The organism is Arthrobacter sp. B3I9, from assembly GCF_030816935.1.
Lineage (GTDB): Bacteria > Actinomycetota > Actinomycetes > Actinomycetales > Micrococcaceae > Arthrobacter.
In genome coordinates, this window is record NZ_JAUSYO010000001.1 from 1565868 (window position 1) to 1580958 (window position 15091).

The following is a 15091-nucleotide window of genomic DNA, read 5'->3' on the forward strand; positions in this document are numbered from 1 at the left end:
TCGCGTTACGAGGCAATATCCGGCCTGGCGCTGCCGGCTGCGGGATCCGCAAGCTGCACAGCCGTTGCCTGTCCATTCAAAACCACCACGGCCCGTCCGGGCGGCGGATTGGCTTCCGGTTCGAATCGCACCCCGAAAAAATCGCTGTCCAGAAGACTCCGGGGACGGATCAGGATTCCTGCTCCCTGGCGGCGCGCACACTGCGCAAGCGGGACGCGCTGCTGAAACACCGGGCCGAAACCGGCCGTCAGAACCACCGTCCAGCCGAGGGTGTTGAGCCCGGAGAGCTGGCGGTTGCAGTCCTCCGACTGGAGGTCGAGGTCATCGGCGAGCAGCACGGCCTCCGGATGCAAAGCGCCGGCGCGGGCCTTAGCGAGAAGCCCCGCCCAATATCCGGCCGGATCTTTGCCTCGCCCGGGCTGCAGGCAGCCGCCCGGCGGAGAGTTCAGCCCGGGTAGTGCCGCCAGCAGGCTCGTCTTGCCTGAGCCCGGACCGCCCAGGGCGGCCAGGACGCTCCCCGTCGGGAGCGTCAGCGAAACCGGCCCCAGTTCATCTCCTCCCACTCCAAGGAACAGCCGGACGTGTGGCCGTGAGCCAGAGGCCCTCGCGTCCGTCCCTTCCGGCTTCGGTATCGGCGAGCCTGCGTCGAGGCCCTTTGCTCTGGGACGGTCGCCGATTCGGGCCAGGACGTCCGCTACGCCGACCCGGGAAGGCAAGGCGTCGACCCGGAACGGCGCCTGCCGAAGTGGCGTCAGAAGTGGCGTCAGAAGTGGCGTCGGGAGCGGTGCCGGGAGACCTGCGGGGGATCCGGGCAGGGGCGCCCGGTAAAGCTGGGCGACGTGGGGCGCATCCGCCGGGGTGCCGGTGAAGGGCCCCTGAGCGGCAACCCGACCGGGAAAAACCGCGATCTCCGGCAACCGCGGCCAGGTAAGCCGGACGTCATCCGGGCTTCCTGCCGGAAAGAAGAGGCGGTTGGCAATGTTGCCGTAGAACCTTGAAGTGGTCAGTTCCCGTTCGCCGGAGATAAGGACCGCGATGCCGGCCTTGGCCCCGTCGCGGACGATGTCATGGACCAGCTCTTCGCCTCGGATCAGGGGGCCGGAGCGGAAGGCCGAAACCCAGGAGCCCCAGCCGCACACGGCCAGCACCAACCGCGGGGCAGGCACGCGGGGCATGCTCAGCCTTCGCGCCATTTCGCCGGCCAGCCTTTCCAGCACCCTGACCGCGCGCCCCTGTTCGTGTGGTCCTGCCACGGCCCCGACCCGGGGCGAGCCGGCGGCCCGGTGAAAAGAACCTGCGGCGTCAAGGATGTAAAGATGCGATTCCTGTTCCGCAGCCAGCAACTGGGCCACCGCGAGGGCCAGGGCTTCGTCCGTGCCACCGACGGCATTGCTGTCCGCATCACCGGCCGCACCGTTGAATGCCATCCCAGCGCCCGCACCTGCTCCGGTGGGCCGGCCGATGAAGCCGAGGTGGCCATCGGCGTCCGGGTGCCAGCACAACTCCGCGAGGCGCTGCTGTTCCGGCATGTCCAGCCACCCCAGACGGACAGCGCCGGTTCGGCCGGAGCCGGAGGGTGGCGGGCTGGCCGGAGGTGGACCGGAGGAGCCGGAGGGCGGAAACGGCAGCAGCGGCGGGAGCGGCCCGGCGACCGGCCGGCGCGGGGGCAAGCCTCCGCTCGCCGTCCATATCGTGCGCGCAACGTCGGCAAGTGCGGCAGCTTCCGGTGATGGGGGTTGGACGGGCCGCTCCACTGCTGTCCGGACTTCCGCAGGCTGGCCGCTTAGCCAGTCCGCGGCAGCCAACACGGTCACTGCTTGCCCCGCCGGCGAAGGCCGGTCCGGGGTGAGGGTGGCTGTCTGGAACTCCGTCGGCACTTCGGTCCCTTTGACCAGGAAGGCACGCCCGGGAGCCGCGATGGGGATGTCCGCCGCAAGCGGGGAATTCAGAACGTCGACCGATTCCATCCCGGACTGGACCCGCAGGGCGATCCGGCTGGTCACGTTTGCCCGGATGTCGGCGTTGATCGCGCCCTGCGGACGCTGTGTAGCCATGACGAGATGGATTCCAAGAGACCGGCCGATGGCTGCAATTCTCATCAGCTCGGCCAAAGCGCGCGGGGCCTCCTCAACCAGAATCCTGAATTCGTCGATGACGACGACGAGGTGGGGGAGGGCAGGAAGAGCCCGGCCCAGCGACCGGTAAGCTCCGAGGTCGCCAACGTGGGCGGCGGCAAGCAGCTCTTCCCGGCGGCGGACCTCGGAGCGCAGGGACACCAGGGTGCGGTCGACCTCCGGTAATCCGAGATCGGTCAGCATTCCCACGCAGTGTGGCAGCCCTGTAAGCGGACCGAGGCCCGACCCGCCCTTGAAGTCGACAAAGAGAAGGCTGATGCGGTCCGGCGGATAGCTTGCGGCAAGGGCGGCGGCCAGGGTCCGGAGAATTTCCGATTTGCCCGAGCCGGTGGTGCCAGCAACCAGGAGGTGCGGGCCGTCATGCACGATGTCCACCAGGACGGGTCCGGTCTTGCTGACGCCGACGGGAACAGGCATCCCCATGGTGTCCGCCGACCGTACCCAGCGCCGGGCGACGTCCGTGGCATCGAGCGGCAGGATCCGCGCCAGGGGGACGGTGGCGGGCATAGCGTCTTGCGGGTCCGCGTGCGCGGTTCCGGCCGACCCCAGCCGGCGGCAAAAGTCGTCAAACACCGTGCAGGGGACGAGGTCCGGGAGGAAGGGGATCATGCTCCGTCCGCGTCGCAGCCAGGCAGTGCCCCCTCGCAGGACGATGGCGGCGTCCGAGGGACCCGGCAGCGGTCCGAATTGCAGCACCTGCCAGCCCTTGCTGGCGGCCAAGGAGCCCAGGCCGGCGGCCCAGGAAGTGTCCTGCACCCGCCCGGCCGATTCTGCGCCAGCAAGGGTGAGGATAATCAGCACGCCCCGCTCGCACCCCGACCCGGGACCGGCCGCGAGCCGGGCGGCCGTGGCGGAGAGATGGCAGGAAAGTGTCACCCGGGGGAGGAACCGGGCGGCGAGCGGGAGGTTTTCCGGCGATCCGTGGACCAGGACGTGCGTCCGGCAGGCGGCGGGATAGCCGGCGAGCTGCATGAGTAAGGAGTGCACTAACCCGGCGACAGCAGCCGGCGGACCATCGACGGCGGTAACGGCGACAGCCGGGTCCAGAGTCAGCGGCATCAGGCCAAGCGATGGTGGGAAGAGCCCGGAGGCCCCAGGCGGCAGGCTGAGGTTTGCCCGTTGCTCGGAGAGCCCGAGCCGCAGCCATACGGCATCCGGTTTAACGGCCGTCGGCCCGCGGTCCTCCACGGGACGGGCGGCGCTGGAGTACAGCTGGGCTGCCGACGGCGCCGACAGTCGTCGTCGCTCCGTGTCCTCGCGTACGCGCTCGTCGAGGCTGGCTTTCAGCTCCCGGCGTTGCTTCCTGCCGGTAACAGCGGGGACCAGGAGGGATGCCGCCGAGGCCAGGCTGAAGGCGAGGAACATCCATGAACCGGCGAAGACAGCGAGGCCGACGCCGGCGGCCAGGGGCAGGGCCGCCACCAGCAGCATTGTTGCGCGGCCGGTCCCGGAGGCAGCGCCGTTCGAGGGGCCGCCTACGGCGAGCGGTTCGGCCACGCTGCGGCCCGCAGCGTCCGACACGCCGGCCGCCGCGGAATCGACGCCGAAAAACAGGGACATCGTCGAATTGCCGCAGCGGATCAGCGACTCGGTGGTCACGACCGCCCGGCGGATGCGCCCGCCGTCGACGGTGGTTCCGTTTGCGCTGTTCAGGTCAACGAGGGTCACCGTCGAGTCCGATATTTCCAGCCGCGCATGTTCGCGTGACAGCTCGGCGTCCGGTATAGCAAGGTCCGTCCCGCTGCGCCCGATCCGGAACCGCCCACGAACAAGTGGAACGATGGTGCCGGCGGAGGCGCCGCTGTGGACGGCAAGGAACAGCTGCGGGGCCGCCCGACCGCCACCTGTAGCCCCGCCGTCGACCCACACGCCGCCGTCTGCCCGCACCCCGCCGTCGACCAGTACTGCCCCGTTGCGCAGCGGCGGATCACCGACCCGCTGGGCCCGGACGGGGGAACCGTTCACGGTCAGGTCGCCCGTCCCGTAACGGCGAGAGATGGCCCTCTGGAAGTCCGCGCCGGAACATTCCGGTGGCGCCTCGACGGCGAGCTCGATCGGGCCGGGGAGCCGGGAACCAGGTGCCGGTACCAGGGTGCAGTGCAACATTTCTCCGCCAAAGATCCTTTCCGATGGAGCGGGCTGCAGTCCACGCTAAAAGAGGCATCGGGACGGCGGCCGGACGAAGTCGGGCCATGTGGATAAGGCCTGCGCGCGAGGGCCGAATCAGCAGCGCCAGGACCACCGCCGCCCCGCCACCGGAACGCCCGGCTCCGCGGCCCTCGGCGCCGGTTCCGATCACGCCTCGGGTAGGCTAGAGCAGCAGCCAATGCGCAACGTTGTGCTGCCCGTATTCGAACCAGGAGATCTTGTGACCGTTGACCTTGTCATCGTAGGGTCGGGCTTTTTCGGCCTGACAATCGCAGAACAGGCCGCCACTGAGCTGGGCTTGAAGGTCGTTGTTCTCGACCGCCGCCACCACATCGGCGGCAATGCCTACAGCGAAAAGGAAGAGCAGACCGGCATCGAGGTGCACCGCTACGGTGCCCATCTTTTCCACACGTCCAACGACCGTGTGTGGGAGTACGTGAACCGGTTCACGACGTTCACCAATTACGTGCATAAGGTCTATGGCGTGCACAAGGGCGAGGTTTACTCGCTGCCTATCAACCTGGCGACCATCAACCAGTTCTTCCGGGCCAACCTCACCCCCGGGCAGGCGCGGGACCTCATTAAGGAACAATCCGGTGAACTGGCCGGGACGGATCCGCAGAACCTGAACGACAAGGGCATCCAGCTCATCGGCCGCCCGCTCTACGAGGCGTTCATCAAGCACTACACGGGCAAGCAGTGGCAGACGGATCCCAAGGACCTCCCGGCCGGGATCATCTCCCGACTTCCCGTGCGATACAACTACGACAACCGGTATTTCAACGACAAGTACGAAGGCCTGCCGACGAACGGCTACACGGCCTGGATCGAAAAGATGGCGGACCATCCCAACATCGACGTCAGGCTCAACACCGACTTCTTCGACGAAACCCACGAGTACAGCAAGAACAAGGTCGTGGGCCACATCCCCGTTGTCTACACCGGCCCCGTGGACCGGTACTTTGACTACGCCGAGGGCGACCTCTCCTGGCGCACTATCGACTTCGAGGAGGAAGTCCTGGACGTCGGCGACTTCCAGGGAACCTCCGTGGTGAACTACAATGACGCCGATGTCCCGTACACCCGGATCATCGAGCCGCGCCATTTCCACCCCGAACGCGAGTACCAGACGGAAAAGACCGTCATCATGCGCGAATTCTCGCGGGCCGCGGAGAAGGGCGACGAACCCTATTACCCGATCAACACGTCCACGGACCGGGAACGCCTGCTGAAGTACCGCGACCTGGCGGCCGCTGAGCAGGATGTCCTCTTCGGCGGGCGGCTCGGCACTTACAAGTACTTGGACATGCACATGGCCATCGGCTCGGCGCTGACCATGTTCGACAACCAGATCCGGCCGCACTTCCAGAGCGGCACCAAGCTCGAGAGCGGGGGAGTCGACGCATGACGGGCTCTGCAGCGACGTCCACCTGGAGTACTCTTCAGCGGGTGATCCTTCCGTCCGCGGATTCATCGGACACCATCTCCCTCTACGTGGACGCAGGAACGGCCAGCGGCATCCGGCTGCGCGAGAACGACGAGCTTGCCCGTACGCCGAAGCTGCCCGAAGAAAAGCTGCAGATGTTCAGCTCCGGCGGCCGCGAAGCCCACTTTGAAGATCTCCTGAGCAGAAGCTCCATGCGGGTTCGCTCCGGCGAGCAGATCTCCTTTGGCACGTACTTCAATGCCTTTCCCGCCAGCTACTGGCGGCGGTGGACCTCGGTCCGGGACATCCGGCTGGTCGTTAAAACCAAGGGTTCCGGGACTGTCTCGGTGTTCAAATCCAATGCCCGGGGATCTGTCCAGAGGGTGGACGGCAGGCATGTGGAAGGCGCCGCAACCTCCGTTTTCGAACTGTCATTAAAGCCGTTCGGCGACGGCGGGTGGTACTGGTTCGACCTCGCGGCCAGCTCCCAGGAACTGCTGCTGGAGAGCGGGCAGTGGGAGGCGCCCGGTCCGGACGCGGTCCACGGCGAGGTGACCATCCAGATCACCACGATGAACAAGCCCGACTTCTGCCTGAACAACGCCCGGATCCTGGCCGAAAATCCGGACGTCCTCACCAGCGTCAAAGAGATTCTCATTGTGGATCAGGGAACGGTGAAGGTCGAACACCAGGAAGATTTCGCGGACGTCAAGGCGTCCCTCGGCGGAAAGCTCCGGGTGATAAACCAGGCCAACCTCGGCGGGTCCGGCGGCTTTGCCCGCGGCATGTACGAGGCCGTCGAAAACGGCAGCGATTACGTGTTGCTGCTGGACGACGACATTGTGGTGGAGCCCGAAAGCATCCTCCGGCTGCGCACCTTTGCCGACCATTGCCGCAGGCCGACGATTGTCGGCGGCCACATGTTTGACCTCTACAACCGCAGCGTCCTGCACACCTTCGGCGAGGTCGTCGATCCTTACCGGATCGTTCCGGCAGTGCCGCACGCTGACATGGACGTCCGGCACGACTTCAGCATCGCCAACCTCCGGCAGACCGCGTGGCTGCACCGGCGCGTGGACGTCGACTACAACGGCTGGTGGATGTGCCTTATCCCCACCAAAGTCATCAAGGAGATCGGCCTCTCGCTGCCTCTGTTCATCAAATGGGACGATTCGGAGTACGGTCTACGCGCCCGTGAGGCGGGAATTGCCACGGTTTCGATGCCGGGCGCAGCCGTGTGGCACGTGTCGTGGATGGACAAGGACGACCTCGTCGGATGGCAGGCATACTTCCACGCGCGCAACAGGCTGATCACCACGCTGATCCACAGCCCGTACCCCAAAGGTGGGCGCGTCCTCCGGGAATCCGTCCAATCCGATGTCAAGCACCTGGTCTCGATGCAGTACTTCACCGAGCACGGCCGCATCGAGGCGCTGCGCGACATCCTGAAGGGCCCGGAGGGGCTGCACGATGTGCTGGCCACCAAGCTCCCCGAGATCAATGCGCTCAAAGCACGGTACAGCGACGCCGAAGTGAAGGAGGACGTTGACGACTTTCCGGCGCCAAAACTCGGCAGGGGCCCGATGGGCGGCAACGTCGTCGCGATGCCAAGCAAGAAAGAGATTGTGCCGTGGGGCATCAAGACGGTTGCCCGGCAACTGATCAAGGCACCCGGCCCTGAGAGCGCGCAGAGGCCCCAGGGATTCCTGGCGCACCGCGACAACCGCTGGTTCCGGGTGGCGCACTACGACAGCGTCGTGGTTTCCAACGCGGAAGGAACCGGAGCTTCCTGGTACCAGAGGGATCCGAAGAAACTCAGGTCCATGCTGACCGAGGCGACGGGCCTGCACCTGCAGCTGTTCCGGAACTGGGAGAAACTGGCCGAACAGTACCGGGCAGCCGTGCCTAAGATCAGCTCGATGGACGCGTGGAAAAAAACCTTCGAGGCAAACTCCGAAGATGGCAGCTAGATGGCCACCACCGAGATTGACCAGCTTGTAACGCCGGGCAGCGGTCGCGGACTTCTGGACGTCTACCGGGACCGTTTCCTGCTGAAACTGCTGGTGCGCAAGGAAATCAAGGTACGGTACCGCGGCTCGGTGCTTGGGCTGCTGTGGTCCTACGTCAAACCGCTGATCCAGTTCCTGATCTATTTTGTGGCACTGGGCATTTTCCTGAACCTCCAGCGGGGAACGCCGAACTACGCAATTTACCTGTTCGCAGGCATCGTTCTGGTGAACTTCTTTACGGAGTCGCTGTCCAACGCTACGCGCTCCATCGTGGACAACCGTGATCTGATTCGAAAGATCTACCTTCCGCGGGAGCTTTTTCCGGTCGCGACAGTCTGGGTTTCCGCGGCCCATTTCCTACCGCAGCTGGTCGTTCTCGTCGGAGCGTGCCTCATCGTGGGGTGGACGCCGTCGGTGCTCCAGCTGGCCGCCTTCTTCCTCGTTTTTCTGATCGTGGCGGTTCTCGCTACTGGGTTGGGACTCCTGTTCGGGGCGATGAACGTCTATTTCCGTGATTCGGAAAACATCGTGGACATGATCGTCATGGTCGTCACCTGGGCTTCTCCCGTGCTCTACATCTGGTCCATGGTCGAGCAGGTTATGGGACCCTGGTACTGGATTTACCAGCTCAATCCGATGACGGTCGCCGTCGAGGTCTTCCACTGGGTGTTCTGGGAACCGACGCTTAAGACCGACCAGTACGTGACCGGAACGATGCCCCCGGAGTTGCTCACGCTCTGGCTTCCTGTGTCCATCGGCATCACCCTCGTCGTGCTGTTTATCGGCCAGCTGACGTTCCGCCGGCTCGCCGTCCACTTCGCTCAGGAGCTTTGAGATGACGTCGGAGAAGACGATGCTGGGCCAGGTGGCCATCAGCTGCATCGGGATACGCAAGCAGTTCGTTTTGCGCCACACCCGCTCCCTCAAGGAGGCCGTGGTGTGGCTGGTCAAGGGCAGGAAAGGCGACTTGTCGAAGAAGTTCCTGGCCCTGAAAGATGTCTCCCTTGAAGTCAAGCAGGGGGAGACGGTCGCGCTTTTGGGCCTGAACGGATCGGGAAAGTCGACGCTCCTGAAGCTTATTTCCGGAGTGCTGCAGCCCGACGGTGGAACGGTGCGCACCCGGGGGCGCGTAGCGGGCCTGATCGAGGTCGGAGCTGGTTTCCACCACGACCTCAGTGGGCGTGACAACGTTTACCTGAACGGCGCCATCCTCGGAATGACCGAGCAGCAGATCGATGAGAAATTCGACTCAATCGTGGAGTTCTCGGAAATCGGGGAGTTCATCGACACGGAAGTGAAGTTTTATTCGTCGGGTATGTACTTACGGTTGGCCTTTTCGATCGCCGTGCACACCGATCCGGAGGTGTTCCTCATCGACGAAATTCTCGCCGTCGGGGACGAACCCTTCCAGCGAAAGTGCATCGCAAAAATTAAAGAACTGGCAGCCAAGGGCAAAACGCTCTTCGTGGTAAGCCACGACCTGGACCTGGTGGCCACTGTCTGCGAGCGGGGTGTGCTCCTTGAGCATGGCCGTGTCGTCATGGACGGCCCAGTCGATGAGGTCGTGGCCGAACTTAGGCAGCGATCCGCGAAAATCGGCTGACACGGGCGAACCGCGTTAGTAGCCATGGCAGCGGTGCGGCTAATCCGACGCTGCAACGGCACAGCAGTGGAGTATTGGGCCGCTGCAGAGAAAAGGGAGTTATGACAATTGCAGTGGCTTAACGCCGTGCCCGCCATCGTGATCGCGTTCACCGTGCTGATGGGTCCCGGAATTGTTTTGGCATGGGCCCTGAGGGCCCGAGGATTCGCCCTTTGCGCTTTTGCGCCGCTCTTCTCCGTGTCGCTGGTCGTGGTGGCAGCCCTCGCTTGCCCCCTTCTCAACGTTCCGTGGTCGGTAGTGCCTGTCTTAGTCCTTACCGTCGTCGCTTCCGCGACGGCGTTCGCGGTCTCGCGGCGTGGCCGGGCATCCTGGACCCCTCCGCGCGGTGCAGGTTCCCGGTTCGTATTTGCCCTGCTGGGGACTGTGCTGGCGGCCGTACTCATTGGTGCGCGGCTGATTTACGTGTTCGGTTCTCCCGAAAGCATTTCGCAGACCTACGACAACATCTTCCACCTGAATGCCGTCCAGTACATTCTGCACACGCAGCAGGCTTCGTCGCTGACGGTTGGCGGCATGACGGGAATTCCGTTTTATCCTTCCGGGTGGCATGCCGTGGTGTCCTTGACGGCCCAGCTGTCCGGGGCCAGCATCCCTGTGGCGGTCAACGCGACCAACCTGGTGATTGGCGCCGTTGTATGGCCTCTGTCCTGCATCCTGCTCTGTCAGCAGGTGCTCGGGCAGTCAAGGGTGGCGGCCGTCCTGGCTGGCGTCATCTCAACCGGATTCGGTGCGTTCCCGCTCATGATGGTCGACTTCGGTGTGCTTTATCCGAATCTGCTGTCCATTTCGCTGCTCCCGGCGCTGCTGGCCCTGGGCGTCCAAGTGCTGAGATTGTCCGCGGTCCAGGACTTCCCTCCGCTGGCGCGTGCACTGGCCCTCTTGATAGCCCTCCCAGGAATTTCCTTTGCGCATCCCAGCACGGTCATGGCGTTCTTCGCCTTCCTGACGCCGGCGGTCGTCCTGGTCTTTGTGAAGTCCTGCCGCGGTTGGCGTGCAACGTGGCAGGTGGCCAGGAAAAGGGCGGTGCTGTGGAGCGTTGCCCTCGGGGCAGGCTTTGGGGTTCTCGTTTTGGCGTGGCAGACCGTACGGCCCCTAGCCGAAGCTGCATTCTGGCCGCCGATCCAGTCGCCCCTCGGTGCGTTGTTCGAGCTCGCGACCAATTCGGAAATGAACCGGCCTCCCGCCATTGTGGTTTCCATTTGCATGGCCGTCGGACTGCTCGCAATGCTGAGGCGACGGGATCTGTGGTGGGCGCTTGGAATGTTCGGAATGGCTTGCGCACTCTTCCTTGTCGTCTCATCGTTCCGGCCGGGCCGCCTCCGGGACTTCGTGACGGCCATCTGGTACAACGACAGCTACCGGCTGGCCGCATTGGTTCCCACGGCGGCTGTGCTGGTCGCAACTTTTGGCGCTCACTGGATTGTCCGTCGGGTTCAGCGGTATGTCGCGGACCGGAAGGCGCGGGCGGCACGGCCGGGCGGGGCCGGGCAAACGCCCAGATGGCTCGGGGCCGTCACCATTGGAGCAGTCCTGCTGCTTAGCCAGGTCGGCGGCGTTCAGTACGCCACGGATAAGGCGCGCGTCAGCTACGAACTCCGGGATGACTCGCCGCTTATCACAACGGATGAGATGGCAGTTCTGCAAGACATGCAACGCCTTGTGCCTGAAGACGCCGTGGTGGCGGCAAACGCATGGAATGGCAGTGCTCTTGCGTATGCCTTGTCGGACCGGCGAACCATTCAGTTGCACGTCCTCAGCAGCAGCTTCACCCTCAACGACAAGATAGTGCTGGACAGCTTGCGGGAGGCCGGCACCAATCCGGAAGTCTGTGGCGCGGTTCGCGCACTGAACGTGACCTATGTCCTCGACTTCGGCGGCCAGGAGATCAACAACGGGTCCCATCCGGCCCCCGGCCTTGCGGATCTGGAGCACTCAGGCGTTGCAACGCTGCTATCGCGGCACGGGGACGCCAAGCTCTTCAGCTTTGACGGGTGCTAGGAGCGGCCTTGCCGCCAGGGCAACTCCAAGGACTGGGTAAACTGGGCAGGGCTCCGAACCAGGTGATTCCTCCGGGCGATGCCCGTTTAGATGTCGTGGCGTTGGTACTTGCCGGTTGATCACGACGACGACACAACAAGATTGGACCGAGCACGATGGCTGGAACGGACCGCGGAAGCAATCCGCTGACTGGACGACGGCAATTTCTGGCGGGTTTGGCCGTCCTTCCATTGGGCCTGGCCAGCTGCCGGTTCATATCGCCAGCTGCTCCGACCCCTGTGACGGAAGCCGACGCGAATTCTTTCCCCGTGAATCTCAAGCATGTGTTCGGTACTACCGAGATCCGGAGTGAGCCAAAGCGAATCGCGACGCTCGGCGTGGCCAGCAACGACACATGCCTCGCTCTGGGTGTCATCCCGGTCGCGATGTCGTTGTCCAAGGCCCAGCCCAATGGCTCCACCCCGTGGTTCGACTTCAGCTGGAAGAAGTTCGGAGTGGAGTTGCCACTGCTGCTCGACGAGTCCAAGGGACTTCCCACCGACGACCTCCGCGGGTTGCAGCCGGATCTGATCCTTGCTGTCAATTCCAAGCTGACGCGCAGCGAATACGAGGATCTGTCGAAGATCGCCCCTGTCGTTGCGTTCCCGGACAGGGCGTTGGCGACCGACTGGCGCACCTCCCTTGCCCTGATCGGAGAAGCGCTGGGACGTTCGTCCGAAGCGGCCAGGATCCGGACGGAAACAGAAAAGGCCATATCTGCAGAGCTGGGCAGCTATCCTGACCTGGCCGGAACGAGGTTCCTGTATGCCAAGGTGAGTGCGGCTCCTGGTGCCGACTTCGAAATTTTCGGGGACGCCTCCAACCCGGTGCGGATTCTGCGGGAGTTTGGACTTCAGCCTGCGGCGGCGCTTTCGCAGGTCGCTGCCCAGGGACGCGCCGTTGGCACTTCGTCGAGCGGGCCTGAGACGTACGCCTGGCCGCAGGAGCGCGCTGCGTCGTTGGACAGCGACATCGCAGTGTTTTCCGTCGTCCGCGAAGAGGCCACCGAGGTCAAAGGCAACGGCACGCTGAGGGAGGTGCCGGCCTACAAGGCCAACAACTATGTGTTCGCGGACTCCAAGGACAGCGGGCTGGCGCTCGAGACGGGGTCCTGCCTTTCCGTTCAGTGGCTCTCCAGGACGATGGTCCCGGAGCTCGCCAGGGCCGCGTATGGGGCAAAGCACGGTGCTTAGGACGCCGCTGAACCTGGGGGGCTCGGCTGGCCGGCCGTGGCGCACCAGGGCATCGTACGGGACGGCTTGCCCGACCAACACCACTGAAAAGGAGACCGCGTGACCGCCGGGGCCGTGACCACGAGGGCGGCGCAACGCCGGGCCGAAGCAACCAACAGCACCCGGAAGGACATCCAGGCCCTGCGCGCGCTGGCCGTGGGACTGGTGGTCCTCAACCACCTGTGGCCGACGCGGCTGACCGGCGGGTATGTTGGCGTAGACGTCTTCTTCGTCATCTCGGGTTACTTGATCTCGAAGCACGTCCTGGGTGAGTTGGAGCGAACCGGCAGCATCCGGCTCGGAACGTTCTATTCGCGGCGCATCAAACGGCTGCTGCCGGCGGCCATGGTCGTGGCGGTAGTCGCGCTGATTGCCGCTTGGATCATCCTGCCGTTCTCCCGGTGGCTTGCGGTTGCCCAGGAGACCATGGCCGCCATGCTGTATGTCGAGAACTGGATGCTGGCAGCCAAGTCGGTGAATTATTCGGCTCACAACAATGCCGCGTCCACGGTCCAGCATTATTGGTCGCTTTCCGTCGAGGAACAGTTTTACCTGTTGTGGCCGGTGCTGTTCATGGTGCTGTTCGTACTCGCCTCCCGGTTGGGGCTGCCTCGCAGGTCAACACTGGCTGCGGGAGTGGCCCTAACGAGCGCCGCTGCGCTGGGGTTCTGCATCTGGGTCACGTACGCAGAAAGAAGCCAAGCGTACTTTGTCACGCCCGCCCGGGTCTGGGAGTTCGGGGCCGGTGCCTTGATCGCCGTTGGCGGAGCGCAGGCCTTGGCGAGGATCCGCCTCGCGCTTCCGAGTGCCCATCTGGCGCTTTCCGGGATCGCCCAGTGGCTCGGGTATGGCATGATCGCCTACTCAGCCCTGGCCTACAACGAGCAGACATATTTCCCGGGCTTCGCGGCGGCGCTGCCGGTTGCGGGAACGCTTTTGGTGATCGCGTCGGGCCCGGACTGCCCGGCCTGGTCGCCCAATGCCGTACTCGCCGTCAGACCGGTTCAATTCGTCGGTGACGTGTCCTATTCCCTCTACCTGTGGCACTGGCCGCTTATTGTCCTGGCACCGACCGTCCTGAGCCGGAACCTGGGGACAGTGGACAAGGTGGGCATACTCGTCGTCGCCGTCGTACTGTCGTATGTCTCCAAAGCGCTTATTGAGGACCCCGGCCGCACCCGGCTCCTTCGCGGGGCGAAACCGGGCCGGGTCGTAGCGGCCATGGCCGCGTCTGTGGTCCTGGTCTGCGCACTTTGCGGTGGGCTCTTGCTCGCTCTTGGGCAAGCCGAGGATGCGGAGGCGGCCCAGTTGCGCGGTCTCGCCGGGCAGCCATGCTACGGCGCGCGGAGCCTTGACCCGGCGAATAACTGTGAGCATCCATTCGGGGCCGCGCAGGTGGTGAACGTAGGAACCGACGAAGCGCCGTGGTTTGACGCTCGCGAATGTTCCGACGCGGAAAATCCGATCGTCGTCCAGAACCGAAAACTGCTTTTCGACTGCGATTTCACTGGAGGCGCGGCGACTACAGCCACTGTTTGGCTCGTGGGGGACTCCCACGCCGAACAGTGGAAGGCCGCGGTCTTCGAGCTCGCCCGGCTCCACAAATGGAAGATCAAGGAATCCCTGTTGGGGGGTTGCCCGTTCATCGACGCTAAACGGGTTGCGTTCATGGGGATCCCCAGCACGGAACCGCAGCTCCAGCAGCGTTGCCTGGAGTGGAGCAAGGAAGTCTCACAGCGGATCGTGAAGGAGAGGCCCGATATGGTCTTCACCTCGGCTTTCGGGGCGGGGGAGCAGATCGAGGACGGCACCGGTCGACCGCAGAGTGAGCAGTACCAGGAAGGCGTCACTGAACGCTTCAGGGAGTGGACCCAGGCCGGGACAGAGATCTACGTCATAAGGGACACGCCCCTCACCCTAAACCGCAGCGGGCCAGACTGCGTGGCGCTGAACCCGGAAAACCCGGTGGCCTGCGCGAACGCCCGTGCTGAGGCCCTCGTGCGGGACCCCGTTGCGGATGCGGTCCGCGGCATGGCGAGCCCGAAGATAAAGATCCTGGACCTGTCGGACCAGTTCTGCAACGAACAGAGCTGCCACGCCGTTATTGGTGGGCTGCACGTGTACTACGACACGGACCATGTCTCGCGGAGCTACATCAAGTCACTGGTGCCGGTGCTTGCCGAGCGGTTCAACGAAGCACGGCGGTAGAGGCCCGTCCCCGTGCCCTGCCGGGCCAGCCCTTGCTGCGGACTCGGCTACCGCGCCGGGATCCGAGGGGAAGAGGGCAGGGGTGAGCGGTCCACGGCTGGTTTGTCGTGGACCGCTCTTTTGTGCTCGTTCCAGCTTCGTCCGGGGGTGGCTCGCGCGTCGTGATCGACGCGGAAGCGACACCCGACCTGCGCACCGGTGAGTAGCCGCGCAAAACCGAACCTGGTGCCGCA

The 15091-nt window shown here is 64.5% G+C and carries 8 protein-coding genes; 7 read left to right on the forward strand and 1 reads right to left on the reverse strand.

Annotation, left to right across the window (positions count from 1 at the left end):
• Nucleotides 1-5: 5 nt before the first annotated feature.
• Entirely contained in the window at nt 6-4241 is a 4236-nt protein-coding gene (locus QFZ65_RS07400) for an FtsK/SpoIIIE domain-containing protein (RefSeq protein WP_306909436.1), read from the reverse strand.
• Nucleotides 4242-4503: 262 nt separating this feature from the next.
• Here QFZ65_RS07400 and glf point away from each other — a divergent pair, with 262 nt between their 5' ends.
• From glf to QFZ65_RS07435, 7 genes are all read left to right on the forward strand, one after another.
• Entirely contained in the window at nt 4504-5691 is a 1188-nt protein-coding gene (gene glf / locus QFZ65_RS07405) for a UDP-galactopyranose mutase (RefSeq protein ID WP_306909438.1), read from the forward strand.
• Nucleotides 5688-7679 carry a glycosyltransferase gene (locus QFZ65_RS07410; protein WP_306909440.1) on the forward strand — a complete coding sequence of 664 codons (1992 nt, stop codon included), beginning with the start codon at nt 5688-5690 and terminating at the stop codon, nt 7677-7679. Before glf ends, QFZ65_RS07410 begins: the two co-directional genes overlap by 4 nt.
• Nucleotides 7680-8552, forward strand: coding sequence for an ABC transporter permease (locus QFZ65_RS07415; RefSeq protein ID WP_306909441.1), 873 nt, complete (start codon nt 7680-7682; stop codon nt 8550-8552).
• Nucleotide 8553: 1 nt separating this feature from the next.
• Entirely contained in the window at nt 8554-9321 is a 768-nt protein-coding gene (locus QFZ65_RS07420) for an ABC transporter ATP-binding protein (RefSeq protein WP_306909444.1), read from the forward strand.
• A gap of 108 nt (nt 9322-9429) precedes the next feature.
• A complete protein-coding gene (locus QFZ65_RS07425; protein ID WP_306909446.1) occupies nt 9430-11379 on the forward strand; it encodes a DUF6541 family protein in 1950 nt (649 codons plus the stop codon).
• Between the two features lie 308 nt (nt 11380-11687).
• A complete protein-coding gene (locus QFZ65_RS07430; protein ID WP_306909447.1) occupies nt 11688-12611 on the forward strand; it encodes an ABC transporter substrate-binding protein in 924 nt (307 codons plus the stop codon).
• 99 nt (nt 12612-12710) lie between these two features.
• Entirely contained in the window at nt 12711-14858 is a 2148-nt protein-coding gene (locus QFZ65_RS07435) for an acyltransferase family protein (protein ID WP_306909448.1), read from the forward strand.
• Nucleotides 14859-15091 lie beyond the last annotated feature (233 nt).

Excerpts from the sequence above, each read along its gene's own strand:
- QFZ65_RS07400 (WP_306909436.1), bottom strand. The coding sequence starts at position 4,241 with ATGTTGCACTGCACCCTGGTACCGGCACCTGGTTCCCGGCTCCCCGGC.
- QFZ65_RS07410 (WP_306909440.1), top strand. The coding sequence starts at position 5,688 with ATGACGGGCTCTGCAGCGACGTCCACCTGGAGTACTCTTCAGCGGGTG.
- QFZ65_RS07415 (WP_306909441.1), top strand. The coding sequence starts at position 7,680 with ATGGCCACCACCGAGATTGACCAGCTTGTAACGCCGGGCAGCGGTCGC.
- QFZ65_RS07420 (WP_306909444.1), top strand. The coding sequence starts at position 8,554 with ATGACGTCGGAGAAGACGATGCTGGGCCAGGTGGCCATCAGCTGCATC.